Origin of the sequence: Gordonibacter urolithinfaciens, assembly GCF_900199375.1 — a bacterium.
Taxonomy (GTDB): Bacteria; Actinomycetota; Coriobacteriia; order Coriobacteriales; family Eggerthellaceae; genus Gordonibacter; species Gordonibacter urolithinfaciens.
The window spans coordinates 1663241-1688838 of record NZ_LT900217.1 but is presented as its reverse complement, the minus strand read 5'-3'; the positions used below and the strand labels follow the sequence as shown (position 1 = coordinate 1688838).

Genomic DNA, 25598 nt, shown 5'->3' with positions numbered 1-25598 from the left:
TACGGGACAGCCTCCATGGCGAACCTGCGTTTCGGGCTTTCGGCACAACCCTTCCGCGCTACACCAGCTCGTAGGTGTCCAGGTAACGCGGCTGCAGGTTCTTCTCGGCAACCGTCTTCCTTATGTAGCGGATCACGGCGTCCACGTGTTCCCGGGAACGGTTCTCCGGCGTGGAGAGCAGCCCGAACTCCGTGCTGAAGAAGCCCTCGGTGGGCTTGGTCACCACGCGGTCCGGCAGCGTGCGCAGGCCCTCGACCAGCTTCGGTGCGAAGCCAACGGCCTGGTGCTCCATGATCTGCACGAAGATGATGGCTCCTGCGTTCGTGACCGTCTTCACGTTGTCCTCGAGGATGTAGTCGTCGAGCGCATCGCCCAGCACGGTGTCCTTGTAGCGTGCCACCGGGTAAGGATCCACGTCGCGCGGTCGTACCGCGTCGCGCCGGGCCAACGGCGAGAACGACGACACCATCGCCACGAGCGGCGACGTGAACAGCGGCTCGTACACCATGCCTCCGTCCTCCACGAGCTCGTCCACGTAGCTGCGGTACTTCTCCGTCATGGGCAGCGATATGATGCCGAACGACTCCTCCTGGTCGCGCGACAGGATATGCGGCACAATGCGGTAGAGGTTCGACTCGTTGAGCTTCACCTCGAACGGGAACTGGCCCGGCCGCTGCAGGTTCAGCAGCGAGATGAGGTACTGGGACACGCAGGATGTCACCGTGATGCGCACGAGGCCCTTCGACGGCGCCATGTCGGCCAGCTTGTACTCGGTGAGCGATCCCTTCGCCTCGTCGTACAGCTCCACGATGGCGTCGATGCGGCGGCTGAGCTCCTCGCCGGCAGGCGTGAGCGATATCAGGTTGTTCTGGTAGGTCATGAGCGTGACGCCGAAGTCTTTCTCCAACTGGTGCAGGGCCCGGCTCAGCCCTTGCGGCGTCATGAAGTAGTGGGCGGCCGTCTTGGAGATCGATAGCGTGCGCGAGAAATCCTTGAAATAGTACAGGTACTCGATATGCATTGCGACCACACCTTCTCGTCTTCCCCTGAAACGTATGTGTGCAGCGCTCAAACGCGACGGCCCCGGATAGCCTCCCCAGTCTACCCGAGGTTCGTCGCACCGGCAATTTCCTGAGAAGCGGCGTCAAGATAACGCCCGTTGGCCGGGAGAGCCGCTTCTGCGCATCCGACGTGCGGTTACGCTTGGGGAGCGGAGGGCGGCCCCGAAGGCTTGGGCGCCGTGGGCGCGCCCGGCGTGGCAGGCATCTTCTGCCCCGGCATGGCAGGCGCCGCAGGCTCGTCGGCCGGCGGCAGCGGCTCCTTGCAGAACGGGCAGGTCACCGGTCGGAAGTTAGGCGACACGATCTTCTTCCCGCAGGCCGGGCAGATTAGCGGTCCCGAGGTCGTATCAGGTGGTCTGAAGCACATGGCAGTCCCCTTTCCCCCTCGCGTAGATGCGAGGAACGTCGTTCGACGTTTTCACTATAGAAAAATGCCGACAAGGGGACAAACAACGAACGATCCCACTCCCCCCAACCGTTCGTTGCGACGGTGGAGCAGGATAGCACGGTGCTGGAAAGGAATTTGGACTGCGATGGCAGAATCGGGCGGATCTTGCGGCCGCCCCCCGTCGACGAAGGTTGAGAATCCTGCCATGAAAACGAGATTTCGGCGCGCATCTTTGCTTGCGATCGCCAAAGGGGAAAGGGGGATGCCCCTGCCCGTCCGCCGCCGCGCCTCAGTACTCGCGCTTTGCGCCGCCTATCAGCACGAGCGTGACCTTCGTTCCCACGCCCAGCTCGCTCTCCACTTCCATGTGGGTGTCGGAGCCGAAGTAGCCGCAGATGCGGTCATGGACGTTCTTCACGGCGATGCCGCATCCGGTGGACGATTCGGGGTGCAGGATGTTCAGGCGCGCTTCCTCGGTCATGCCCACGCCGTCGTCCGCCACGCACACGATAACGTCGTCGCCTTTCACCTGGCCCGTCACGCTGATGGTGAGCTTGCCTTCCGACGGCATGGCATGGCGCACGGCGTTCTCCACGAGCGGCTGGATGAGGAAGGGCGGCACCATCATGTCGTCGACGTCCGGCTCGATGTCCACTTCCATGGCTACCCGGTCCTCGCCGAAACGCGCGATCTCGAACGTAAAGTAGCGCTTCGTCTGCTCTATCTCGCGCGCGAACAAGATGAGGTCGGTGGAGTCTTCCAACGTGCGGCGGTAGAACACGGCGAACTCGCGCAGCAGGATGCGCGCCTTCTCGGGGTTCGTGCGGATGAGCGAGGCGATGGTGTTGATGGTGTTGAACAGGAAATGCGGGTTGATCTGGCTCTGCAGCGCCTTCAGCTCCATGCTGGTGGCCAGCTTCGTCTGCTCCTCCAACGCCGAAGCCGCCATCTGGGTGGACAAAAGCTGGCCGAAACCCTCGGCGATGGACTTCTGCGTCTCGGAGATATGACGAGCTCGGCGGTAATAGAACTTCAGCGTGCCCTCCACCGTGCGGCCCACCACCAACGGGACGATGATGGCGGCCTGGATGGTGGACGAGCCGGACGGGAAGCCGATCTCCTCTGGTGTGAACAAGATACGACCGCGCCCATCGGAGAGCGTGGCATGGGTTGCGTGCGTGCGGATAACGCTGCCGGAGGGGTTGTCGGCCTCCTCGTAGCCGGCGTAGCCCAGGATATGGTCCTTGTCGGTCACTGCCACGGCAATGGCCGCCGTCGAGGGCAGCAGCAGCTGGCAGATGCGCTGTGCAGCTTCGCTGGTCATCCCCTCCTTCATGCAGTCGAGCGTCTGGCTGGCCAGGCGCAGCATGGCATCGGACTGGCGCGCGCGCACGGAATCGGGATCCATGAGCAGCCGGATGACGATGACGAGCGAGAGGGTGAACACGATGCCTGCCACGATGAGCACGGCGATGCTGCGGTACGGCGACACGGACGACCAGATGAGCACGAGGCCCGACAGCACCGCTACGGTGAACATGAACATCTCGAGCGTGAAGAAACGGGGCAGGGCGGTCTTCTCCGTCGTTTCCTGTTGCACCTGCTGCAAGGCGAACCTCCTCGTCGTGTCTGAAGGCACCATCCTACCAGCATCCGGCGTGCAATGCACGCCCGTTTGTCAGAGCACCCCCACCTCGTTCAGCACGAGCACGACTGCGGCCACGATGAGGAAGCCGCCGAAGATGAAGCGCAGCGTGCGCTCGGGCACGAGACGCACGAGGCGGGCACCGACCACGGCGCCGGGGATGGAGCCCACAGCCACCGCGATGCCGGCCATATAGTCGATATTGCCGAGCAGCCCCTGCTCGATGGTGCCCGGTATGGCCAGCAGCATGACGGCGATGAGCGACGTGCCCGACGCCTGCTTCATGGAGATGCCCACGAGCGACAGCATGAGCGGCACCATGATGAACCCGCCTCCCACGCCCACGTACCCGGACGCCAGGCCGGCGCCCAGGCCGATGGCGGCGCCGATGGCCAGCTGCTTGCGCGAGAGCTTGGGGAACGACTTGCCCGTGTCCGCAGCGATCTCCGACGAGCCGGCCGGCACATCCGGCTCCACGTCGTCGTTCGCCGCGGCGTCGCCCGCCTGCTCCACGGCGGCCTCCGCGGGGGTCTCGCCCGCAGGCTCCGCCTGCGCGGGCGCCGCGGAGCGGGCGGGCTTCATCTTCCACGCCTTACGCAGCATGTTCACCGCCGAGTAGCCGATGATGAGCGCAGCCGCCAGCATGACCATCCAGGCCGGGGATATGGTGGCAAGCCACACGCCGATGGGCGAGGTGCAGGCACCGCCCAGACCGGCCGCCAGGCCGAGGGACGGCACGCACGTCTTATGCCGCACGTGCGACACGGCTCCCGAAACGGAGGTGGGGATGATGGTGAAAAGCGACGTGGCCGTGGACATTATGGGGCTCATGCCGAACGCCAGGCGGAATATCGGCACGAGAACCGTGCCGCCGCCGATTCCCAGCATGCCCGAGAGAATACCGATTCCGATGCCCACAAGGGCGGGTATCACGAGCGAAGTGAAGATGTCCATGGGCGCGCCTGCCAGTCCCTTCCCCGATCAACGATATGTCCGCGACCCAGTTTAACGGAAACGGCACTGCACGCACGTTAAAGGCGCGTCAATTCCGCAAGCGTCAGGCATGCGTTGCCCAACGTTGCCGCCGCGTCGCCGACGGGCGGCCCCGGAGGATGCGGCAGCTTGCTGAACCTACGCGCAGGCAGGTCGCCGCACGCGCTCGGCTTGCAGCAAGCCGCTCTGGCGGTTGCCCGACCGGCGATGGTCCGGCACCCGCCGCGCTTCCGGCAGCTCGAGCGCTACTCGGCGATGTTGAGGCGGATCTCGCTCGTCACGCCGGGGTCGATGCCGGCCGCCTGAGCAGCCACTGCCGCCGCTTGGCGCGGGGAGTCCACACCCAGCTGTCGTTGCGCGGCCGACTGGATGAGCGCCGTGCGCAGGATCTGGTCGTTCTCCATGCGCGCCATGAGCTCGGGCCAGACGAACTGGAACTCGAAGTACTTCGAGCAGTTGCGCTGCGCGTACGTGGTGGCCTCTCCCGTCGCAGCCTTCGCGGCGCGGCGATAGGCCTTCTTGTCGGGACGCGCCAGGCTGCGCAAAAACGCCGTCAGGCGGATGCGTCGCGTGATGCCGGGCTCCAGGAACGGCCCCGGATACGGCTCGAGCGAGGAGGGCTTCACCTGCAAGAGGTCGATCTGCGTGCGGCTGTACTCCATCTTGCGGAACTCGTAGAGCCAGCGGAAGATATCCTGGCGGAAGCGCGTGCCCTCGCTCTCGGTCTCGGGCGGCAGGTGGCGCAGGCTCCACTGGTTGTCCAGCCAGATGTCCGATCCGTACATGCGCAGGTCCAGCATGTAATCCAGATCCTCGCCGCGCGCGATCCACGGGTCGAACGACAGGCGCTTGAATGCCTCTTTGTGCAGCGCCAGGCAGCCGCCGCACACGTGGTTCGAGCGCGACAGGCGCGGGCCGCGCATGGCCTTCGTCATCATCTTGTTGAACGCCTTGCCCTGCTGCCAGAAGTGGTTGTACCACTTGTCCTGGCTCTTCGAGAGGTACGTGCCCTCGGAGTTGAAGTAGAAGCCCGTCTTGGCCAGGATGGGGATGCCCTTCTTCGTGAGCTTGCCCAGGCCGTACATGGCTTTCTGCAGGAAATCGGCGTCGTCCACCACCTCGTCGTCGTCCAGGAAGACCACCGAGTCGAAGCCGAGCGTGTTCGCCACCACGAGACCCAGGTTGCGGATGGCGCCGTAGCCCGACAGGCCGATCTCCTTCTGAAGCTTGCCCAGGCCCAGCTGCTCCATGCGCTGCTGGATGAGCGCGAGCTCGGGCGCTCCCACCACGGCCACGTTGAGAGAAGGGTACTGCGATACCTGCGTCTGCACCTTCTCGGCCGCCTGGTTCTCGATGGACGGCTCGCTCACCACCAGCACCACGATCTGACCGATGCCGCGCACCTTCTGCAGCGAGTGCAGCAGGCGCGGCAGCTCGCCCGGGGCCGAGATGGGCGTGGCGTGGTCGTAGGTGGTCAAAACGCCGCCGCCTTCCTTGCGGCGACGGGCAGAGACGAAGGTCGGTATGACGATAACCGGGTTCATGCGCTTCCTTTGAAATCGGCGAGCCGACGGTCCCCTTCGACCGCCCTCAAAACTGATCTATTGTACCGCGCGGCCCGCGCTTTGGCCCTGCACCCTCTTGATTACACCGAATTTGCGAAGGGGACGCGAACGCACCATCCCGGCCAGTGCATGCTCGGAAAGGCGCGCCGCCTGTGGAGCGGCCGCCGGCACCGCCGATACGCCCATCCGGGCACCGAGGGCGAAAGCGGCCCGGAGAGGCACGATCGAGAAGGTACGCCTACGACGCCTTCGCCGGCTGCTTCACCACACGGAAGCGCTTGAGCGCCGAAAGCAGCGGCAAACCCAGCACGTACATGACCAGCGCCTCGCCGATACCGGTGGCTATCAAGCCGAACAGGTACATGGGCACGTAGGCGCCGTCCAACGCGATGCTCGTGAACGGGATGGTGTAGAAGCCCAAGCCCTGCAGCAAGAGCGGCAGGTACGCGGGCACGATCACCGCGTTCGCGATCACCGGCCCGAGCAGCGCGAGCTTCGGACGCTCGCGCATCTTCCAACACCACAGCGCGCCCAGGAACGTGGCCAGGCTGCCGAACACCACGTCCAGCAAGCCGAGCGCCCCCGTTCCGTTCACGGCCAGCGCGATGAGGTTCGCCACGATGCAGCCCACCGTGAGCCCCGGCACGGCCGCCGGCGTGAGCACGGCCAGCACGCACACCGCCTCCGATATGCGGAACTGGACCGGCCCCCATGCCAACCCCTGCAAAAGCAGCAACGCGACGAGCGTGGCGGCGGCGTACACGGCCGCGATCATGCCCGCCTGGGCGACGTACGACGATCTTCCCTTGTTCATGGGTTTCTCCTTGTCTCCACACGACCTATCGGCCGCGGGCTTTGGGCAACGGGTAAACCGCGAGTGCAGGGCCCAACGATGCAAACGCGGAGCGCCCCCGCCATGCGCAACGCACAGCCGAACCGCCGCAGCGAAGTATAGCAGAAACCTTGATCAAGAAGCCGCTGCCATGGTTACGCAAGCTCTTCGACATCCAGGATGATTGCGAAAGATAAAGAGGATCGGGTGCGTGCGAAGCGTGGCTGTGCAGGTTTTCGCAGGTCATACGCGGTCGGGCGAATCTACATCGACCTTCGATGTTTTTGGATGATAAAGAGGGGCACTCATCTAAGCTGGGCTCCCAACTGGTCGGAGCATTCCGCACGATCTTCTTTGACGAACAGGCTGCCCGAGAAAAATCTAGGAGGGTCTTTCGCAGAGGCGGCAACGGGCGCTAGCCCCTCTTTCCCTTGCGGGATTTGGGTGGGCGGCGCTTGCCGCTGGTGGAGGCTTTCTCGCCGCGCAGGCGTCGGGCTTCCTCGCGGCGCTCCTTCACCTGGGCAGTCTCCTGGCGCAGGCCCTGGTAGGAGGCGAAGCGGGCCTCGCTTAGCTCGCCCGAGTCAACGGCGGCGCGCACGGCGCAGCCGGGCTCGTCCTGATGGCGGCAGTCGCGGAAGCGGCACTGCTCGGCCAGCTGCTCGACGTCGGCGAACGCGGCCTCGATGCCCGCATCGGCATCCCAGAGGCCCAAGCCCCTCACGCCGGGCATGTCCACCACGAAGCCGCCGCCTGGCACGGGAATCATCTCGCGGCTCACCGTGGTATGGCGGCCTTTGCCGTCGCCCTCGCGCACTTCGGCCGTCTCCTGCACCTCATGACCAACCAGCAGGTTCACCAGGCTCGACTTCCCCACGCCGCTCTTGCCGATGAAGACAGCCGTCGTGCCGGGAGGCACGAGGGCACGCACGGCCTCCACGCTTGCCGGCTCCGCCGCCGACACCACCACCGTCTCCGCAGCGGGCCCTGCCAGCTCGCGCACGTGGTCGCGCACGGTGCGCACGGCATCCTCGCTTTCGGCGAGGTCGGCCTTTGTGAGCACCACGGTCACGGCGGCGCCCGTCTCGTAGGCCAGCACGAGCTCGCGCTCGAGCCGCTTGAAATTCATATCGGAGAGCGGCTGTGCCACGAACACGCGGTCGAAGTTCGCAGCCAGCACCTGGGGCAGCGCCCGCTCCGTGGGGTCCTTGCGCACGAACGCGCGCGTACGAGGCAGGATGGCCTCGATGATGCCCTTGTCGTGGCCCGCGGGAACCGTCACCTCCACCCAGTCGCCGATGACGGCCCGCACCTGCTCGCCCTTCACAAGCGCCGTGGCGTGCTCGCAGCGCACGAGCCGCCCCTCGTCCATCCGCACGAGCGGATACCCGCGATCCAGCTTGACGACCTGGCCCTTCTGCAAACGTACCCTCCTTGCCTAGCGCTGCCGTTCGCGCAGATAGTAGAACACGCCCATGAGCGCGAGCCCCAACGCTGTGGCAATGGCGCCGGGAACGAACGCATTCACGTCGAACTCGTCTTCATGGTGCTTGCCCTTATCCACCACGGTCACGATGTCGGCGTGCAGGTCGGTGAGTCCCTCGTGCTCGGTGCACACCAGGTGGAACGTACCGCGCACCTGCAGCTTCGTGCCGGTGGTGCCGTACTTGCCAAACGTGTCTATCTTCGCCGCCTGCTCGACGGTCATCAGCACCGACACCGTTGCGGTGGAGTCCTTCTCGTTGGCGGCGAGCGTGATCCACCGGTGGCGGTTGTCCAAGCCCTCGCGGATGCTGTCCCCGATGGCCTCGCCCACCACCTGCACGGTCTGGTTGTCGTAGTATGCATCGGCGTTGCCGAGCGCCGCGATGGAGGTGTCGTAGATGAACGAGCTGTCGGGACGCTGCTGGGGGTTCACCAGGTTCTCGTCGTCGTCCGCGAACGCCGAGCCTGGCACGAGCGTCGTCGTCAGCGCCCCAGCCAGCACGAGCGCGGCAAGGGCGCGGCGCAGCCACCCAAGGGCTTCACCGTAGAAGAAACCTGCCTCACGGCCGTGAGGCGCACGGCAACCGCAAGCCCCCTCGCCTTCGGCGCTCCGCGCCCCGCAGGCGCGCTCCCTTGCCTGGTCGGTCGCCCGCATCACAGCACCTCACCTGTCCGTATCTGCGGCGCGCGCCGGCGCGGCTTGAACGACACGAATATCTCCACGATCAGCGCGAGCAGCGTCACGAACTCCAGACGGCCGGCCCACATCTGCACGATATAGAACACCTCCAGCGTGGCCGGCATGCCAGGCGCGGCCAGCCCCGAAGACACGCCGCCGTTCGATGCCATGGCCACCGACTCGAAAATGGCCTGCGTGGCCTCGTACCCGTGCGAGATGCCCACGAGCGCGCCGATGACGTAGGTGAGCACGTACAGCGTGAACACCGTCATGGCCTCCTTCACCACCTCGGGCGTCACCATGCGACGGCCCACGTGGTTGTACGACACCACCACACGCGCGGAGTCAGGCGCGAGCGCCTCCTTGATGGTGGCCACGATGGATTTCGCTATGATGCCCACGCGGCTGAACTTCACGCCGCCCGACGTGGACCCTCCGCTGCCACCCACGGCCATGAGCAGGGCCACCACGAGGAACGCGCCCGACGACAGCGCGCCGGTGAGCTGGTTCGTGGTGATGTTCTGAAAGCCGGTGGTGGAGAATGCCGAGATGACCATGAACCCGCCGCGCCTCAGCATGGCCGGCAGGTCGGAGAAGTTCAGGCTGGCGGACAGCGAGGCCGCGAACACGCACGTCATCACGGCAAGCCACAGCACCATGGTGCGTATCTCCAGATCCCGGAAGAACACGGCCACGTGGCCTTTCCATATCTCGGAGTGCAGCACGAAGTTGACGGAGCCCAGTAGCATGAGCATCATGAGCACCACCTCGATGGGGAACGAGTGGTAGTACATGATGCTCTGGCTCATAGGAGCGAAGCCGCCTGTCGTGAAGCCGGATATGGACAGCCAGAGCGATTGCAGGACGGCGCGCAGCGGTTCCATACCGACGAACAGGCACATAAGGGAGAGTATAGCCGTGGCAACAATGATGAACCCCATGCCGATCTTGGCGATGAACTGCGACGTTTGCACCACGTTGGGCACGACGTGCTCGCTGCGCCCCTCCGACGAGTACAGGCTCGCACCCGAGCGCTTGCCGAACAACCCGAACGACAGCGCCACCACGATCAGGCCGAATCCTCCTAAAAGGTGCATCATGAAACGCCACATGTTGTCGGCATTCGAAAGATGGTCGAGATCGAGGATGATGCTGGCGCCCGTGGTGGTGATACCCGACACGCCGTCGAACAACGCGTCGAGGTAGCTGGCAAAATGGCCGGAGAGGTACAGCGGTATGCTCGCCACAAACGCAAGCACGATCCACGCGAAGCCGGTCACGGCCAGCGCCTGCTGGCGGCCGAGCCGACCGGGCTCAATGCGCAGGAAGCGCAGGCCCGAGCCCAGGATTAGCGAGATGCCGATGGTCAGCAGGTAGTGCGAGGCCGGTTCCCACTCGCCGCACGCGATGGCCGTGGCCAGCGGCACGAGCAGCGCAATGGTGGAGAACAGGACGAGCACGCCCAGATAGTGCCCGATGACACGTATGTCGTAGAGGGAGAACCGCTGCCACATGGCCTATCCCCTCCGAAGGCCGGCGCACGGTGCAGCCTGGTTGTCCGTCGTCATCCCAGCACAACCCTCACCACGATGATGAGCGTCCATAGCAGCAGCAGGAAGCACGCGAGCGCCAGCAACACGACGCCGAACCCGATCAGCGGGGTGGTGATAGCCTGCCGTATGCTCTGCTTCGAAGTGCGCATGCCGGTATTCTAGTACAAAAGCCCCGCGCGCGATACGCCTCACGTGCCAACACCGCTAAACGTTGATGCGGCGCTTCTCGTTCGTCTACTCGGGAAAGCCGTCCCGGTGTTTCACGTGAAACACCGGGACGCGAATGCGCCGAGAAAGCGGGCGCGGGCCTCGCGGGCGGAAAGGGCGGTGCCCGGTGCATCCGCACCGGCGAACGCCTCCTCGAGAAAGCACCGCTGATCAGGAGCAAGCGGCAGCTCGTCACGCCAGGAGCCTCCCTGGCGCGAGGAGTCGAATGACGAGTACCGCAGGTAAAGCACAAGATCGGCGAAACCGGCGATGTCCGCGGCGCAGGCGGCAGCGAACGCCTCCGCACCTTCCTCCACGAGCCGGCTAAGACCGAAGTCGACGAGCGAGACCCGCTCTCCATCGTACAGGATGTTTGCCGGGCGCAGGTCGCCGTGAGCCGCGCCGGCCTCGTGGAGGGCGATGAGCGCGTCGGCCAGTTGCGCGCCCATGCCCGCGACTTCTACGGCTCCGAACGCATGGTGTCGTTCGAACAGCCAGGTGGCGAGCGAGTCGCCCGGCATGCGCTCAAGCACGATGAAGTAGGCGCATCCTGCGCGCACGATGCCGCGCCACGCCGGCACGGCTGGATGGTCAACGCGGGAGAGCGGCGCCACCTCGCGCCACACGGAGGCGAGGTCGTAGGCAGGGCGAAGGGGACGCAGGAGCTTCAGCGCCGCCGGGGCGCCGCCGGGACCGACGGCGTCGAACACGGCGCCCGAGCCGCCGATGCCCGTCAGCCTTCCTATGCGGTAGCCCTGCACCGTGCGCCCGCAGAAGCGCCGGTACGGCAACGCCACGAGGTGCTCGGCAACGCGGGACACGGGAGGCCTCCCGGCGCGCGCGGCGCTACCGCGGCATGCCGCAGGAGGGACAGAACTTCGCGCCCGGCGGCAGTTGCGATCCGCACGAGGCGCAGAAACCGCCCTGGTTCACCTTCGCACCGCACTGGAGGCAGAATTTGGACCCGGCCGGGATGGCCGTGCCGCACTGCGCGCAAGCCGTGCCGGCGGCGGGGGCGGCCATGGGCGCGACGGCCGTCGGCATGCCGCCCATCGGGCCAGGCTGCTGGTGCGCCTGCACCTGCGCCGGATGCTGGCCGTACCCCTGTTGGCGGTAAGCCGCCTTGCGACGGTCGGAGCTGCTGAACGAGCCGAAGCCCAGACCGGACAGGAAGCCCTTCTGCTGGTACTGGGTGCTGCCGCCCTGGCCGTACTTGCGCTTCTTCTTGCTGCTGAACGAGAACATGCCCATGAATGCCGCCTTTCGAAGGTCGCCCCGCACCTCGGCGCGGCGAGAATCGTTGCAAACGTTGGGACCACGGTAGCAGAACCGTGCAGCACGAAGATCAAATCGAGGTAAAGGATGGCGCCGGGCCGCACCGCTCCCGAAAAACCGCACAAACGTCGCAAGACGCAAAACGACCCGCCGCGCAGCTGGCGGACGGGTCGTTTCAAGTCTTTTTCGCTCACCGCTGGGACACGAGGCTCCTAAGCGGACAACGGCTACTTCTCCAACAGCAGGTCGTCCAAAGCGGTGGCATCGAGCTCCAGCGGGGCCTCGACGGTGCACTCGTAGTTGCCGTCGGCATCGATGTCGATGAGCACGTGGCTGCGGTCGCGCAGCTGGCCCTCCACCACCTTCTGGGCAATACGGTCCACGATCTCACGCTGGATGAGGCGCTTCAGGGGACGCGCGCCGAAGATGGGGTCGTAGCCGTCGATGGACAGGTGCTCCATGGCCGCAGGGGTCACGTCGAGCGTGACGCGGCGGTCGGCCAGGCGGTCGCGCACCTCTTCCAGCTGCAGGTCCACGATGGGCTCGATGTTCGTCATGTTCAGTGCGTTGAACACCACCACGTCGTCGATGCGGTTGATGAACTCGGGGCGGAACGTGGCGCGCAGGGCCCCGTCGATGGCCTGCTTCATGGCCTTCTCGTCGCCGTGCTCGGCGAACTCGCGGATGAACTGCGAGCCCACGTTCGACGTCATGATGATGATGGCGTTCTTGAAGCTCACCACGCGGCCCTGGCCGTCGGTCAGGCGGCCGTCGTCGAGCACCTGCAGCAGGATGTTGAACACGTCCGGGTGCGCCTTCTCGATCTCGTCCAACAGCACCACGGAATACGGCTTGCGGCGCACGGCCTCGGTCAGCTGGCCGCCCTCGTCGTAGCCCACGTAGCCCGGAGGCGCGCCGATGAGGCGCTGCACGCTGAACTTCTCCATGTACTCGGACATATCGATGCGCACCATGGCGCGCTCGCTGTCGAACAGGTACTCGGCCAGCGCCTTCGCCAGCTCCGTCTTGCCCACGCCGGTGGGTCCCAGGAACAGGAAGGAGCCGATGGGGCGATCGGGGTCGGAGAGCCCGGCGCGGTTGCGGCGGATGGCGCCGGCCACCGAGGACACGGCCTCGTCCTGGCCCACCACGCGCTCGTGCAGCTTCTCCTCCAGGTCAACGAGCTTCGCCATCTCGCCCTGCATCATCTTCTGCACGGGGATGCCCGTCCACGTGGACACGACCTCGGCTATCTCGTCGTCGGACACCTCCTCCTTCAAGATGGCGCCGTCCTGCTGCTTCACATTCAACGCCTCTTCGGCGTCGTGCAGGCGGCGCTGCAGGTCGGGGATGCGGGCATAGCGGATCTCGGACGCCTTCACCAAGTCGCCCTCGCGCGTGGCGCGCTCCTCTTCGAGCTGGGCGCCCTCGAGCTCGCTCTTGAGCTCCTGCACGTTCACGATGGCATCCTTCTCGTTCTGCCACTCGGCCTTGCGCTTGTCGAGGTCCTCCTGGGCGGCGGCGATGTCGCGGCGCAGCACCTCCAGGCGCTCCTTGGAGGCCTCGTCGGTCTCCTTCATGAGCGCCTGCTCCTCGATCTGCATCTGGGTGAGCTTGCGGTCGGCGGCGTCAACCTCCTCGGGCATGGAGTCGATCTCGATGCGCAGACGGCTGGCGGCCTCGTCCATGAGGTCGATGGCCTTGTCGGGCAGGAAGCGATCGGAGATGTAGCGGTTCGAGAGCTCGGCCGCGGCCACGATGGCGCTGTCGGTGATGCGCACGCCGTGGTGAATCTCGTACTTCTCCTTCAGGCCGCGCAGGATGGCAATGGTGTCCTCCACCGTGGGCTCCGTGACCAACACCGGCTGGAAGCGGCGCTCCAGCGCGGCGTCCTTCTCGATGTACTTGCGGTACTCGTCGAGCGTCGTGGCGCCGATGGCGTGCAGCTCGCCGCGGGCGAGCGCAGGCTTGAGCATGTTGCCGGCGTCCATGGAGCTGTCGCCGGTGGAACCGGCGCCCACGATGGTGTGCAGCTCATCGATGAACAGGATGATCTGCCCCTCGCTCTGCTTCACCTCGCGCAGCACGGCCTTCAGGCGGTCCTCGAACTCGCCGCGGTATTTAGCGCCGGCCAGCATCGCCGGCAGGTCAAGGGCGATGATGTCGCGGTCCTTCAGCGAGGAGGGCACGTCGCCGTCGACGATGCGCTGGGCCAGGCCCTCCACGATGGCCGTCTTGCCGGTGCCGGGCTCGCCGATGAGCACGGGGTTGTTCTTCGTGCGGCGTGACAGCACCTGGATGGTGCGGCGGATCTCCTCGGCGCGGCCGATGACCGGGTCCAGCTTGCCCTCGCGGGCCTGCTGGGTGAGGTTCTGTCCATACTGCTCCAGCGCCTCGAACTGCACCTTGTTCTGCTGGTCGGTCACGCGGGTGTCGCCGCGCAGCTCCTCGTAGGCCGCCTCGATGGTCTTGCGCGTGATGCCGGCGGCGTTGAGTATCTTACCGGCGGCGCCCTTTTCCTCGGCCAGCGCGATGAGCAGATGTTCGCTCGTGGCGTAGCTGTCGCCCAGCTTCTCGGCTATCTTCACGGCGCTGTCGATGAGCCCCATGAGCGCCGGGCCCGGCACGCCGCTCATCATCATGGGACCGCTCGCGCTCACCTTCGGCATGCGCAGGATCTCGTCGTCCACGTTGGCCAGCAGCTGGAACGGCTCGGCGCCGATGCGCTTGATGATGGCCGAAAGGTTGTTCTCCTTCGATTCGAGCAGGGCCTTCAACATGTGGATGGGCTCTGCTTGGGATGCTTCGTTCTCGGAGGCGATGGTGATGGTCTGCTGCAACGCCTCCTGGGCGGTCAGGGCCAGTTTGTTCAGGTTGCCCATGTTCATAGGTTCGTTCCTCCTTCGCTTTCGTCCAATGGCAAAAGCCGAGAATGCAAGGTCAGGGAAGGCGCCGCAGCGCCGTGGGCATGTCGGATGCCCGCACGAGCGAGTTCACGCTCTCGCGCGTTTCCAGCTCGTGCACGCGATCGGCCAATCGGCGCACGCGTTTGTGCAGGTCGTCCAGCTCGTTGTCGCGCTCGTCCAGCCGCCCCTGCAAGTCCAGGATGCGGATGACGCCGGCCAGGTTGATGCCCTCGCCGGTGAGCTCGTTGATGAGCTCCAGCCGCTCGATGTCGGCCTGCGAGTACATGCGCGTGTTGCCGCTCGTGCGCTGCGGCGTGACGAGGCCCTTCTGCTCGTAGGTGCGCAACGTCTGCGGATGCACGCCGGCAAGCTGGGCGGCCACGCTTATCATGTAGAGCGGGCGGTTGCGGTCGGTACGGTCGGTCATTGCCAGCTCCTCACGTCGTCCGTGGTTGCCGCAAGGAAGTCCTCCATGGCCTTCTTCTGGCCGTCGTTCATGGCCTTCGGCACCTGCACGTCTATCTTCACCTTCAGGTCACCGGTGCCCTCGCCCTTCACGCGCGGGGCGCCCTTGCCCTTGATGTTGAGCACCGTCTCATCCTGCGTGCCGGCGGGCACGCGGACGCGCACCTTCGTGCCGTCGGGTGCGGGCACGACGACGCTGGCGCCCAGCGCCGCCTCGGCCACGGTCACGGGCACGTTCACCTCCACGTCGGCCCCCTTCCGAGAGTAGTAGGGGTGCTCGTCGATCTTCGTCGTGATCAGCAGGTCGCCCGCCGCGCCGCCGTTCTCGCCGGGACCGCCCTTGCCCTTGAAGCGCAGGCGGCCGCCATCCACAGCGCCGGCCGGTATCTTCACCGTGAGCGTTTCCTTGTCGGCCCGTCCGGGCACGCGCACGGTCACGAGCTTTTCTGCGCCCTTGAACGCCTCGTCGAACGACACGTTCAGCGTCACGTTCATGTCCTGGCCCTTGCGGGGCCGTGGCTGGCGCGCGCCGCCGCCGAAGCCGGACAGGTCGCCGAAGTCCCAATCGCTTCCGAAGGCGCCGTCGCCGTGGCGGATGCTCTCAAGGATGTCGGCCCAGCTGCCGAACCCGCCGGCGCCGGCTCCGGCTCCGCCGAAGATGTCCTCGACGTTCACGTTGCCGCCACCGCCCCAGCCATGCGGGATCTGGTTCTCGTTCGCGGTCCCGTACTGGTCGTACAACTTGCGCTTCTTGTCGTCGGACAGCACCTCGTACGCTTCGTTGAGCTCCTTGAACTTCGCCTCGTCGCCGCCCGTGTCGGGGTGGTGCTTGCGCGCGAGCTTGCGGAACGCCTTCTTTATCTCGTCAGCCGTGGCGTTGCGCGCAACGCCGAGCGTTTTATAGTAGTCGGGAGTCGCTGCCATGCTCCACCACCTTTCGTTCTATCTCGTATCAAGCAGAAGCGGGCCTTGAATCCGCCCGCTTCCACCTGCCGCTATTTCTTGTCTTTTGTGCCCTCGTCAGGCGCTTTCTCGCGTTTCGGGCCGCCGCTGGTCACGGTCACCATCGCTGGTCGCAAGACTTTCGATCCCATCTTGTAACCTTTCTGATAGACCTCGGCCACCGTCTCGTCGGGCACGTTCGCGTCGTCCACCGTGGCGACGGCCTGAGCCTCGAGCGCGTCGAATGCCTCGCCCTGCGGGTCGATGACCTCCACGCCGTCCTTCTTCAGCACGTCGACCATCTTCGTGTGCACGGCGCTCACACCGTCCAGCAGCCCCTGCTCGCCGTTCTTCGTCGCGTAATCGATGGTGCGCTCGAAGTCGTCCAGCACGGGAAGCAGGCTCGACACCAGCTTCTCGGTCGCGCGGGCCTTCTCGACCTCGCGCTGCTCCGTCGTACGACGGCGGTACGTGTCCCATTCGGCGTGCAGCCGCAGGAACTTGTCCTGCCACTCCTGGGCCTCGGCCTTCGCGGCAGCCACCTGCTCGCTGTCAGTGGGCGCGGCCTCTGCAGGCTCGCCTTCCAGGGCCGCCTCGGCCTCTGCGACGATACGGTCGGCATCGCTGCCGGCGGCCGATCCCTTCGGGTCGGACGACGCGGCGGTGGCACCGGGCTCTGGGGAGGGGGCAGCAGAGCCGGTGACCGCGTCGGCCTGGTTCGCGGAGGGCTGGGAATCCCCGGCCGCCCCGCGCGTGTCCTCGATGGGGATGTTCCTGCCAGCGCCCTGCGCCGGGCGCCCGGACGGGGGTGTGCTCGGCTTGGCCATGGCGGTTACTTCCCTTCCTTGCCGTCGTTCTCGTCGACAACCTCGTAGTCGGCCTCGATGGTGTCGTCGGCCGGCGTGGACTCGGCCGCAACAGCCTGCGCGCCGGCATCCGCGCCCTGCGTGGAGTACACGACCTCGGCCAGCTTGTAGCCCGCCTGCTGCATCTTCTCGGTCGCGGCCTTGATGGCGTCGAGGTCGGAGCCCTCGAGCGCGCTCTTGGCCTCGTTGATGGCCTCCTCGGCAGCGGACTTCACGTCGGCCGGTGCCTTGTCGCCCACCTCGGCGAGCGTCTGCTCGGTGGCGTTCACCAGCGCGTCGCAGTTGTTGCGGACCTCGACCTCTTCCTTGCGCTTCTTGTCCTCCTCGGCGTGCAGCTCGGCGTCCTTCACCATGCGCTCGACCTCGTCGTCGTTCAACGCGGTGGAGCCGGAGATGGTGATCTGCTGCTGCTTGCCGGTGCCCAGGTCCTTCGCCGACACGTTCACGATGCCGTTGGCGTCGATATCGAACGTGACCTCGATCTGCGGCACGCCGCGGCGCGCGGCCGGGATGCCGGACAGCTGGAACTTGCCGAGCGTCTTGTTGTCGTGGGCCATCTGACGCTCGCCCTGCAGCACATGCACCTCGACGGACGTCTGGTTGTCGGCCGCCGTGGAGTAGATCTCCGTCTTGCGGGTGGGGATGGTGGTGTTGCGGTCGATCATCTTCGTCATGACGCCGCCCATCGTCTCCACGCCCAGCGACAGCGGGGTCACGTCGAGCAGCAGGATGCCCTCCACGTCGCCGGCCAGCACGCCGCCCTGGACGGCCGCGCCCATGGCCACGACCTCGTCCGGGTTCACGGACATGTTCGGCTCCTTGCCGGTGAGCTTCTTCACGATGTCCTGCACGGCGGGCATGCGGGTGGAACCGCCCACGAGGATGACCTCGTCGATGTCGCCGGCCTTGAGGCCCGCGTCCTTGAGCGCCTGCTCAACAGGCTTCTTCACACGGTCGAGCAGGTCCTTCGTGATGCGCTCGAACTCGGCGCGCGTCAGCGTGTAGTCCAGGTGCTTCGGGCCGGAGGCGTCGGCCGTGATGAAGGGCAGGTTGATGTTGGCCTGGGTGGTGGAGGACAGCTCCATCTTCGCCTTCTCGGCGGCTTCCTTCAGGCGCTGCAGGGCCATCTTGTCCTGGCGCAGGTCGATGCCGTTCTCGGCCTTGAACTTGTCGGCCATCCAGTCGATGATGCGCTGGTCCCAGTCGTCGCCGCCCAGGTGGTTGTCGCCTGCGGTGGCCGCAACCTCGAACACGCCGTCGCCGAGCTCCAGGATGGACACGTCGAACGTGCCGCCGCCCAGGTCGAACACGAGGATCTTCTCGTCCTTGTTCGTCTTGTCCAAGCCGTAGGCCAGCGCCGCGGCCGTGGGCTCGTTGATGATGCGGAGCACCTCGAGACCGGCGATCTTGCCGGCGTCCTTCGTGGCCTGGCGCTGCGCGTCGTTGAAGTACGCGGGCACCGTGATGACGGCCTGCGTGACCGGCGCGCCCAGCTGCTTCTCGGCGTCGTTCTTAAGCTTCTGGAGCACCATGGCGGAGATTTCCTCCGGGGTGTAGTCCTTGCCGTCGATGTCGACGACCGCGCGGCCGTCCTTGCCCTTCTGCAGCTTGTAGCTCACGGTCTTGCGCTCTTCGGGAGTCTCGTCGTAGGAGCGGCCGATGAAGCGCTTCACGGAGGACACGGTGTTCTCCGGGTTGGTGACCGCCTGGTTCTTCGCGGCCTTGCCGACGACGCGCTCGCCGTCCTTGCGGAAGCCCTCGACGGACGGTGTGGTGCGGTCGCCTTCCGCGTTCACGAGGATTTCGGGCTCCGAGCCCTCCATGACCGCCATGGCGGAGTTCGTGGTGCCCAGGTCGATGCCGAGAATCTTAGCCATTATCGTTCCTCTCTGTTGGAGTTGTTACCTTGTTGGGTCGTGCTGGTTCGTGCCGGGTCGTGCTCTGAGGTTCGCCTTCTATGCAAAGAGGTGCGCAACCGCGCACCCATTCGCCGTACGAACATCGGGCGGCGAACGGGTGCTCTTTGCCGCTCAATCTTCTTTCGACGTTTTGCACTATATAATCTAAGTCTTACGTTGTCAAGTTATATCATAAGTTGCTGTTGATGTTTTGTAACAATGCACACTATACTCATACGGAAGGCAACGAGACGGCTGGGACAAGAGCGTTACGGCCCCTGCATTCGTTCGTTTCCCGCACGATGCCCCAATAGGATCGAATGTGTGCGGTCAATGGAGAGACAGAGGGCGGCGGCGCAGGGAAGGGGTAAGCGTCGGACAATGTTTCACGTGAAACATTTGTGCGCTATTATGCGAGCAACTGCGCGCGTCCTTATTGGGCGGCGCACGCCGCAGACGGAATTCTCGTTTCGTTTTTCGGGCACCCACCGAGCACCTTTGCAGGTTATCCCGAAAAAGCAAAAGCCCCCGCATCTGCTTCCACAGATGCGGGGGCCGGTTGATCCGGTACGGGGATCGCTTGCGAGGCGTTAGTCCTCGACGACCTCCGGGATAGCGCCCATGGGGCACTCCTCGACGCAGTCGCCGCACGCGATGCAAGCATCCTCGTTCACGACGTCGGCCTTGCCGCCAACAACCTCGAGCACTTCCTGCGGGCAGGCGTCGACGCAGATGCCACAGCCAATGCACTCATCGGCATCGATAACCGGGTGAGACATGTCATTCTCCTTCTCGTCCAAAAGACCCGCGAGCACACGGGCAACTTCCCCAAAAACTTACTGCCCGCAAGATACCATGGTTCTATGCAAATGCAAGAAAAATCGGCGATTTTTCAGGGTACGGTACGAATTCTTTCATGGATGCTTGGCGTGCGCTCGGGCAGCGTGAAGATGGCGCGCTTGCGCGTGCGCAGGCGACAACGAGGGGCACGCGAAGGATGCGGGACTTCCGCCCGGAAGCGGCGCCCGCATGCCGAGGGGCCTCCGCACAGGAGCCCTCGGCATGCGTAGAATACTCTCCGCGGGACCTCGGATCCGCCAGCCGACTCTAGCAGATCCGGGGCAGCTGCTCGCCTACGAGCATGTCGAGGATGCGCGTGCCTCCGAACGCCGTGCGCAGGAACACCTTGGGGCCGCGCTCGGGCTGCGCTGCAGCCACCTCGCCGATGATCGCAGCATCCGCGCCGTAGCGGTTCGCGCGCATGGCGGCGAGCGCGGCGTCGGCCTCGTCGGGCGCCACCACGCATACCATCTTGCCCTCGTTCGCCACCTGCAGCGGATCGTAGCCCAGCATCTTGCAGGCGCCCAGCACGGCCGGTTTCACCGGCACGGCATCCTCCTCCACGGTGATGTCGGTGTCCGACTGCGCGGCAAGCTCGTTCAGCGTGGAGGCCAGGCCGCCGCGCGTGGGGTCGCGGAAGCAGCGCGTATGGGGGGCGGCCGCCAGCACGTCGGCGATGAGATGGTTGAGCGGGGCGGCATCGCTTTCAAGGTCGGCCGAGAACGACAGAGACTCGCGGCAGCTCATGATGGTGATGCCGTGGTCGCCCAGCGTTCCAGTGACCAGCACCTTGTCGCCCGGGCGACACCGAGCGCCGCCCAGTTCCACGTCCGGCGCCAGCGTTCCCACGCCGCTCGTGTTGATGAACACGCCGTCGCCATGGCCACGGTTGACCACCTTCGTATCGCCCGTCACCAGCGCCACGCCCGCCTCACGGGCGCACTCCGCCATGGAGTTGCAGATGCGCCTGAGATCGTCGATGGGGAAACCCTCTTCCAGAACGAAACCCACGCTCAGGTAGCGGGGTGTCGCGCCGCTCGTGGCCACATCGTTCACCGTGCCGCACACGGCGAGCCGACCGATGTCGCCGCCAGGAAAGAAATGAGGCGTCACCACGAAGCTGTCCGTGGAGAATGCCAGCCGCTCGCCCGGCGCCGGCGCGGGCAGCACGGCGGCATCGTCGCCGCGCAGCAGCTCGTCACCCGCGTAGGCAGCGAAGAACACGTCGTCGATGATGCGTTTCATCATCGTACCGCCGCTTCCGTGTCCCAACATCACCGTGCTATCCATAACGCTCCTTGCCTCGATTCGTCCATACAAACGAAGGTTTAAGTGAAACATCTTCGACCCGGCTCGTAAAGGGAGGTTTCCGCGGCGCTTGAAACCCTCCTGCTTTCGACCGCCAACGAGCCGACGGGCCTTCTACCTATATATACTGTCCTGTGGTCGTAACTACGAGGCGCCCGTTCTTCACGCCCTTCGTACCCAAGATGAGGTTCGCGATATCCTGCACGAGCCCCGTTTCGCCGCGCAGCACGATGACCTCGAGGCAGTTGTGCTCGTCGAGGTGCACGTGCATCGAGGACACGATGGACTCGAAGTATTCGTGCTGGATGGCATGCAGCTTCTCCTGCAGGTCGCTGGCATGGTGGTCGAACACGATGGTGAGCGTGCCCATGACCTCGGCGCCCGGCGTGGAGCATTCCTCTTCCACCAGCGCATCGCGCACGAGGTCGCGCACGACCTCGCTGCGGTTCTTGGCCAGTCCGCGGCGGGCAACGAGCCGGTCGAAGCGCACGAGCAGGTCCTCGGGCATAGCCACCGAGAACCGCATCAGATCGTTGCTCATCGACGTGCCCTAGACCAGGTTGACGGTGACGTTGCTGGCTGCTGCGGCGTCGTCCTCGAGGGCGTCCTTCGCCTCGCCGAGCAGCGCACGCACGTCATCGAGCAACGCCTGGGCAGCATGCATCTTCTCGGACACGGTGGCGAAGCCGGCGTCGCCCGCCAGATGCCCCAGCGTGTGCGCCCAGCGGCGCTCCAGCTTCACGTGGTCGTCGACCTGCTCGATCATCTGCTCGAGCTGTCCGGTATTCACTCCGTTGGTGCACATAAGGCTGCCTCCTGTATCGTTTCGCGGCGCGCGCCGAAGGGCGCCTCGCCGTTGCCGTCGGTTCTTGTTATCATGATCGTTATACGTGGAACGCCCGGCGACCGCAAGGGACAGTGTGAAAAATTCCGCAAATGGTAACATGTACGAGGTAGCGCTCGAAGAGATGTGGGAGCTGTTCTCGCCCTACCTCGATGGCGCGCGGACGGGCGTCGTGTGCGTGGCGAGCGCGGCCCGGCTCGGCGACGCAGCGCGGAGCGCGCTCGAGAACTCGGCCGCGGCGCTCGGATACGGGCGCGCGTGCTGCACGTACGTCGCCCTGCGGTCGGAAAGCGCAGCCGGGAAGGCCCCGGGCACCGAAGAAAGCGGAACTGACAAGGAGAGAACTGCCGATCACGAGGTTGCCGGAGAGGCAGAACTCGACGGCCAGGCGCTGTTTCTGCTGCTGGAAGGATTAGATCCGCTGGTCGTTGTGGCAGCGGACGCCGAGGCCGCTCGGGCACTCGGCGCCGCATATCGTCAGGAAGTTCCCCTCGACGGCGCCTGCCGCCTGTTCGGGCGAGACGCCGTGTCGTTCAAGTCGTTCGAGCATATGCTGGACGACGCGCAGAGCAAGCAGGCCGCCTGGGCTCTGCTCAAGAAGCTGCCGCGGTACGGTGAGCGCTAGCTACGCCCTCACCACGGCTTCCGCCGCATCGAGCAGCGCGCGCACCTCGTCCACCGTCTCGGCCTCGGCGTACACGCGCACGAGCGGCTCGGTTCCGGAGGGGCGCATCATAACCCAGGCGTCGCCTTCGAGGTAGAACTTCACGCCGTCGCGACGGTCGACGTCCACGACCTTCTTCCCGCACACCTCGTCGGGCGCGTAATCCGGCACGACGCTCGCACGGAAGCGCGCCATCTGCTCCTCGGTGATGGAAAGGCCGCGGCGCTCGAACTCCAGCTTGCCCACTTTCTGGAACATGTCGTCCACCAGCTGGCCCAGGCTCATGCCGCGCTGCGCCATGGTCTCTGCCAGCAGCAGGGCCATGAGCAGGCCATCGCGCTCCATGACGTGCGTGGGGATGCCGATGCCGCCGGACTCCTCGCCGCCCAGCATGACGTCGCCCTTCTCCATCTCGGCGTAGATCCACTTGAAGCCGACCGGCGTGCTGGTGAGCTCCAGGCCCAGGCGCTTGCACTGGCGGGCGAGCATGGCGGACGCGGTTATGGTGGACACGACCCGGCCGTGCTGGCCCTTGTCCTCGGCCAAGTGCGACACGAGCAGCGTGATAATGCGGTGCGGGTTGACGAAGGTGCCGTGCTCGTCCACTGCGCCGATGCGGTCGGCATCGCCGTCGTTGATGAAGCCGGCGTCATAGCCCATCTCGGGCACCTTCGCAATGCAGCGGTCGACCCAAGGCGGAATGGGCTCGGGATGCAGGCCGTCGAAGGTCGGATCCTCCGCGTTGTTGATCTCGCACACCTCCACGCCCAGATCGCGCAGCAGGTCGGCCAGGTAGTGGCGACCGGCGCCGTAGAGCGGGTCCACCACCACGCGCAGGTGGGCGTCGCGTATGGCCTCTACGTCCACACGCTGCTTAAGGGCGTCGAGGTAGGCGGTCATGAGGTCGGCCTCCTCGCAAGTGCCGTGCTCCACGGTAGCGGCACCGGGCAGCACGGCCTCCACGCGGTCGGTGAACTCCTTGCCCGCCGCGCCGCCGTCGGCCATGCGCAGCTTCACGCCCAGGTACTCGGCCGGGTTGTGGCTGCTGGTGAGCATGATGCCGCCCACGGCATCGGCATCCTGCGCCACCGACCAGCAGAGCGTCGGCGTGGGGCAGTAGTCCTGCGTGAGCAGCGTGCGGAAACCGTGCGCCGCCGCGACCTCGGCCGCAAGGCGGGCATACGCATGCGCGTCCCGGCGGCAATCGTGGCCCACGATGAGGGTGCCGGGAGCATCCGCCGGGCGCCCGGCGGAGACGGCATCCTCCTTGAAGATGCGCGCTGCCGCATCCACGACGCGCACCAGGTTGTCATCTGTGAAATCTTCACCGATGATGGCGCGCCATCCATCGGTGCCGAAGTGTATGTCTGCCACAGGTAGTCCTTTCCACACGGGAAGCCTCGGTTGCGGGCAGGCGCACGCCCGTCCGTATTTCCACTCATTATAAGGCTCATCACCAAGGCTCGCGAAAACGATGCAGGATCATCACCGACAGAGCAGCGAAATAATTAGCACGAATCCGCTTCTCCGGGCGGTGTTTCACGTGAAACACCGCCCGGAGAATGTGCCCCAATCAGGGGTTAAGCAGGTCGAAATGGGTTGAAGGGCAATCCAATGATGGAACACCGGTAGGATGATGGGCCAAGGACAACGTGCAAGCCAAGAGGGGATCTGCTCGTGCGCAAGAACGATAATGCAGATCGAGGCTGCGGGGGGAGCGGCCTCGATCTGGACGAGTGGAGAGAGAAGAGTGGAGGAGTTTTTCTCTTGCTCGCCAACTATATTATCCACGTTATTATACTTTGTCAAGAATATCTTTATCTTTGTATAAATTACCGATCGCCGGGGAGCCACCCCCGGGCTTCTCTTCGCCACTCATGTTGCTTTCGACGAAATCATCCAGCGGTACGCCATCGCCGGTACAATAGCCGTAAGAGAAAAGTTCGTGCGCGGCGCGGCGGCCGCCGGAAACGAAAGCGAGAAGACCATGGCGAACAAAAGCCTTGCTAAGGGACCCTCGGATACCTGCGTGCTGGTCACGGGAGGTGCCGGATTCATCGGCAGCCATACGTGCGTCGAGCTGCTGAACCGGGGGTACCGCGTGGTCGTCCTGGACGACCTGAGCAACTCGAGCGAGGTTGCGCTCGACCGCGTCCGCACCATCACCGGCATCGACGACGACCGTCTGGCGTTCTACGAGGCCAGCATCCTCGACCGTGAGGCGCTCGACCGCGTTTTCACCGAGAACGACATCGACGCCATCATCCACTTCGCCGGCTTCAAGGCCGTGGGCGAGAGCGTGCAGAAGCCGCTTGAATACTACTGGAACAACGTGGCGGGCACCCTCGTGCTGTGCGAGGCGGCGCGCGATCATGGATGCAAGAACCTCGTGTTCTCGTCGAGCGCCACGGTGTACGGCGAGCCCGAGTTCATCCCCATCACCGAGAACTGCCCGAAACACGATGCCACGAACCCCTACGGCCAGACGAAGAGCATGCTGGAGCAGGTGCTCACCGACCTGTATGTAGGAGACAGCGAGTGGAACGTCGTGCTGCTGCGCTACTTCAACCCCATCGGAGCGCATGAAAGCGGGCTCATCGGCGAGGATCCGAAGGGAATCCCGAACAATTTGCTGCCCTACGTGGCGCAGGTTGCCGTGGGCAAGTTGGCGTGCGTTGGCGTGTTCGGCGACGACTATCCCACCCCGGACGGCACGGGCGTGCGCGACTATATCCACGTGGTCGACCTCGCGCGCGGCCATGTAGCGGCCCTCGACTGGATGGGCGGCAAGGTGGGCACCGGTGCGGCCAACACGCTCGGCACCATCGCCGGCGAGCCGGCCGACGACGGAACCCGGCGCGGCGTGGGCATCTTCAACCTGGGTACCGGCACGGGCTCGAGCGTGCTCGACGTCGTGCACGCGTTCGAGCGCGCCTGCGGCAAGGAGCTGCCCTACGAGGTGAAGCCGCGGCGCGCAGGCGACATCGCCGAGAACTACGCCGCCTGCGACAAGGCCCGCGACGAGCTGGGCTGGATCGCCGAGTACGACCTCGATCGCATGTGCGCCGACAGCTGGCGCTGGCAGTCGCAGAATCCGAACGGCTACTCCACGGCCGCACCTATAGCTTAGCAGCCTGGTCGGTACAGCGAATTCGGCCCTCTTTGCCAACAGCCCCCGGTTCGAC

General features: G+C 65.4%; 24 protein-coding genes. 2 read left to right on the top strand and 22 right to left on the bottom strand.

Going from position 1 to position 25598, the window contains the following annotated elements; all coding sequences use genetic code 11:
• Positions 1-58 precede the first annotated feature (58 nt).
• From BN3560_RS07290 to BN3560_RS07200, 21 genes are all read right to left on the bottom strand, one after another.
• Positions 59-1021, bottom strand: coding sequence for a LysR family transcriptional regulator (locus BN3560_RS07290; RefSeq protein ID WP_087190717.1), 963 nt, complete (start codon positions 1019-1021; stop codon positions 59-61).
• Between the two features lie 176 nt (positions 1022-1197).
• A complete protein-coding gene (locus BN3560_RS14350; protein ID WP_123649807.1) occupies positions 1198-1428 on the bottom strand; it encodes a hypothetical protein in 231 nt (76 codons plus the stop codon).
• Positions 1429-1738: 310 nt separating this feature from the next.
• On the bottom strand, positions 1739-3049 hold the full coding sequence (locus tag BN3560_RS07285; protein ID WP_096228624.1) for a histidine kinase: 1311 nt from the start codon (positions 3047-3049) through the stop codon (positions 1739-1741).
• Positions 3050-3127: 78 nt separating this feature from the next.
• Positions 3128-4048 (bottom strand): sulfite exporter TauE/SafE family protein, encoded by a 921-nt coding sequence (locus BN3560_RS07280; RefSeq protein WP_096227541.1) that lies wholly within the window; start codon positions 4046-4048, stop codon positions 3128-3130.
• A 284-nt stretch (positions 4049-4332) separates the two neighbouring features.
• A complete protein-coding gene (locus BN3560_RS07275; protein ID WP_087190715.1) occupies positions 4333-5631 on the bottom strand; it encodes a glycosyltransferase family 2 protein in 1299 nt (432 codons plus the stop codon).
• Between the two features lie 259 nt (positions 5632-5890).
• Complete coding sequence (locus BN3560_RS07270) at positions 5891-6466, bottom strand: QueT transporter family protein (RefSeq protein WP_096227540.1); 576 nt, start codon at positions 6464-6466, stop codon at positions 5891-5893.
• Positions 6467-6899: 433 nt separating this feature from the next.
• Positions 6900-7904, bottom strand: coding sequence for a ribosome small subunit-dependent GTPase A (gene rsgA, locus BN3560_RS07265; protein WP_096227539.1), 1005 nt, complete (start codon positions 7902-7904; stop codon positions 6900-6902).
• 15 nt (positions 7905-7919) lie between these two features.
• Positions 7920-8621, bottom strand: a complete 702-nt coding sequence (locus BN3560_RS07260) for a hydrolase (RefSeq protein ID WP_096227538.1) — start codon at positions 8619-8621, stop codon at positions 7920-7922.
• Positions 8621-10159, bottom strand: coding sequence for a TrkH family potassium uptake protein (locus tag BN3560_RS07255; RefSeq protein WP_096227537.1), 1539 nt, complete (start codon positions 10157-10159; stop codon positions 8621-8623). The genes BN3560_RS07260 and BN3560_RS07255 overlap by 1 nt, the downstream gene beginning before the upstream one ends.
• Positions 10160-10209: 50 nt before the next feature.
• Complete coding sequence (locus BN3560_RS14480; protein WP_167380492.1) at positions 10210-10347, bottom strand: hypothetical protein; 138 nt, start codon at positions 10345-10347, stop codon at positions 10210-10212.
• Between the two features lie 111 nt (positions 10348-10458).
• The gene (locus BN3560_RS07250) at positions 10459-11226 is read right to left on the bottom strand and encodes a protein kinase domain-containing protein (RefSeq protein WP_096227536.1); all 768 of its coding nucleotides are present in this window, start codon (positions 11224-11226) and stop codon (positions 10459-10461) included.
• A gap of 25 nt (positions 11227-11251) precedes the next feature.
• Positions 11252-11656, bottom strand: a complete 405-nt coding sequence (locus BN3560_RS07245) for a zinc ribbon domain-containing protein (RefSeq protein WP_096227535.1) — start codon at positions 11654-11656, stop codon at positions 11252-11254.
• Positions 11657-11907: 251 nt separating this feature from the next.
• Entirely contained in the window at positions 11908-14568 is a 2661-nt protein-coding gene (gene clpB, locus BN3560_RS07240; protein WP_096227534.1) for an ATP-dependent chaperone ClpB, read from the bottom strand.
• Positions 14569-14620: 52 nt separating this feature from the next.
• Positions 14621-15013 carry a heat shock protein transcriptional repressor HspR gene (locus BN3560_RS07235; protein WP_015539357.1) on the bottom strand — a complete coding sequence of 131 codons (393 nt, stop codon included), beginning with the start codon at positions 15011-15013 and terminating at the stop codon, positions 14621-14623.
• Entirely contained in the window at positions 15010-15975 is a 966-nt protein-coding gene (locus BN3560_RS07230) for a DnaJ C-terminal domain-containing protein (RefSeq protein WP_087190707.1), read from the bottom strand. The genes BN3560_RS07235 and BN3560_RS07230 overlap by 4 nt, the downstream gene beginning before the upstream one ends.
• Positions 15976-16046: 71 nt before the next feature.
• Positions 16047-16820, bottom strand: coding sequence for a nucleotide exchange factor GrpE (locus tag BN3560_RS07225; protein WP_096227533.1), 774 nt, complete (start codon positions 16818-16820; stop codon positions 16047-16049).
• Between the two features lie 5 nt (positions 16821-16825).
• The gene (dnaK, locus tag BN3560_RS07220; protein ID WP_096227532.1) at positions 16826-18736 is read right to left on the bottom strand and encodes a molecular chaperone DnaK; all 1911 of its coding nucleotides are present in this window, start codon (positions 18734-18736) and stop codon (positions 16826-16828) included.
• A 611-nt stretch (positions 18737-19347) separates the two neighbouring features.
• Positions 19348-19536, bottom strand: coding sequence for an ATP-binding protein (locus BN3560_RS07215; protein WP_087190704.1), 189 nt, complete (start codon positions 19534-19536; stop codon positions 19348-19350).
• Positions 19537-19864: 328 nt separating this feature from the next.
• Positions 19865-20887, bottom strand: a complete 1023-nt coding sequence (hypE, locus tag BN3560_RS07210; protein ID WP_096227531.1) for a hydrogenase expression/formation protein HypE — start codon at positions 20885-20887, stop codon at positions 19865-19867.
• A 136-nt stretch (positions 20888-21023) separates the two neighbouring features.
• Positions 21024-21446 (bottom strand): nickel-responsive transcriptional regulator NikR, encoded by a 423-nt coding sequence (nikR, locus tag BN3560_RS07205; RefSeq protein ID WP_096227530.1) that lies wholly within the window; start codon positions 21444-21446, stop codon positions 21024-21026.
• Positions 21447-21455: 9 nt separating this feature from the next.
• Complete coding sequence (locus tag BN3560_RS07200) at positions 21456-21710, bottom strand: hypothetical protein (RefSeq protein ID WP_015539352.1); 255 nt, start codon at positions 21708-21710, stop codon at positions 21456-21458.
• A gap of 139 nt (positions 21711-21849) precedes the next feature.
• Here BN3560_RS07200 and BN3560_RS07195 point away from each other — a divergent pair, with 139 nt between their 5' ends.
• A complete protein-coding gene (locus BN3560_RS07195) occupies positions 21850-22374 on the top strand; it encodes a hypothetical protein (RefSeq protein ID WP_154269949.1) in 525 nt (174 codons plus the stop codon).
• Here the strand turns inward: BN3560_RS07195 and BN3560_RS07190 are convergent, their stop codons facing one another.
• On the bottom strand, positions 22375-23787 hold the full coding sequence (locus BN3560_RS07190) for a phosphohexomutase domain-containing protein (RefSeq protein ID WP_096227528.1): 1413 nt from the start codon (positions 23785-23787) through the stop codon (positions 22375-22377).
• 613 nt (positions 23788-24400) lie between these two features.
• On the opposite strand from BN3560_RS07190, the gene galE reads away from it, so the two are divergent.
• Complete coding sequence (galE, locus tag BN3560_RS07185) at positions 24401-25543, top strand: UDP-glucose 4-epimerase GalE (protein ID WP_096228623.1); 1143 nt, start codon at positions 24401-24403, stop codon at positions 25541-25543.
• Positions 25544-25598 lie beyond the last annotated feature (55 nt).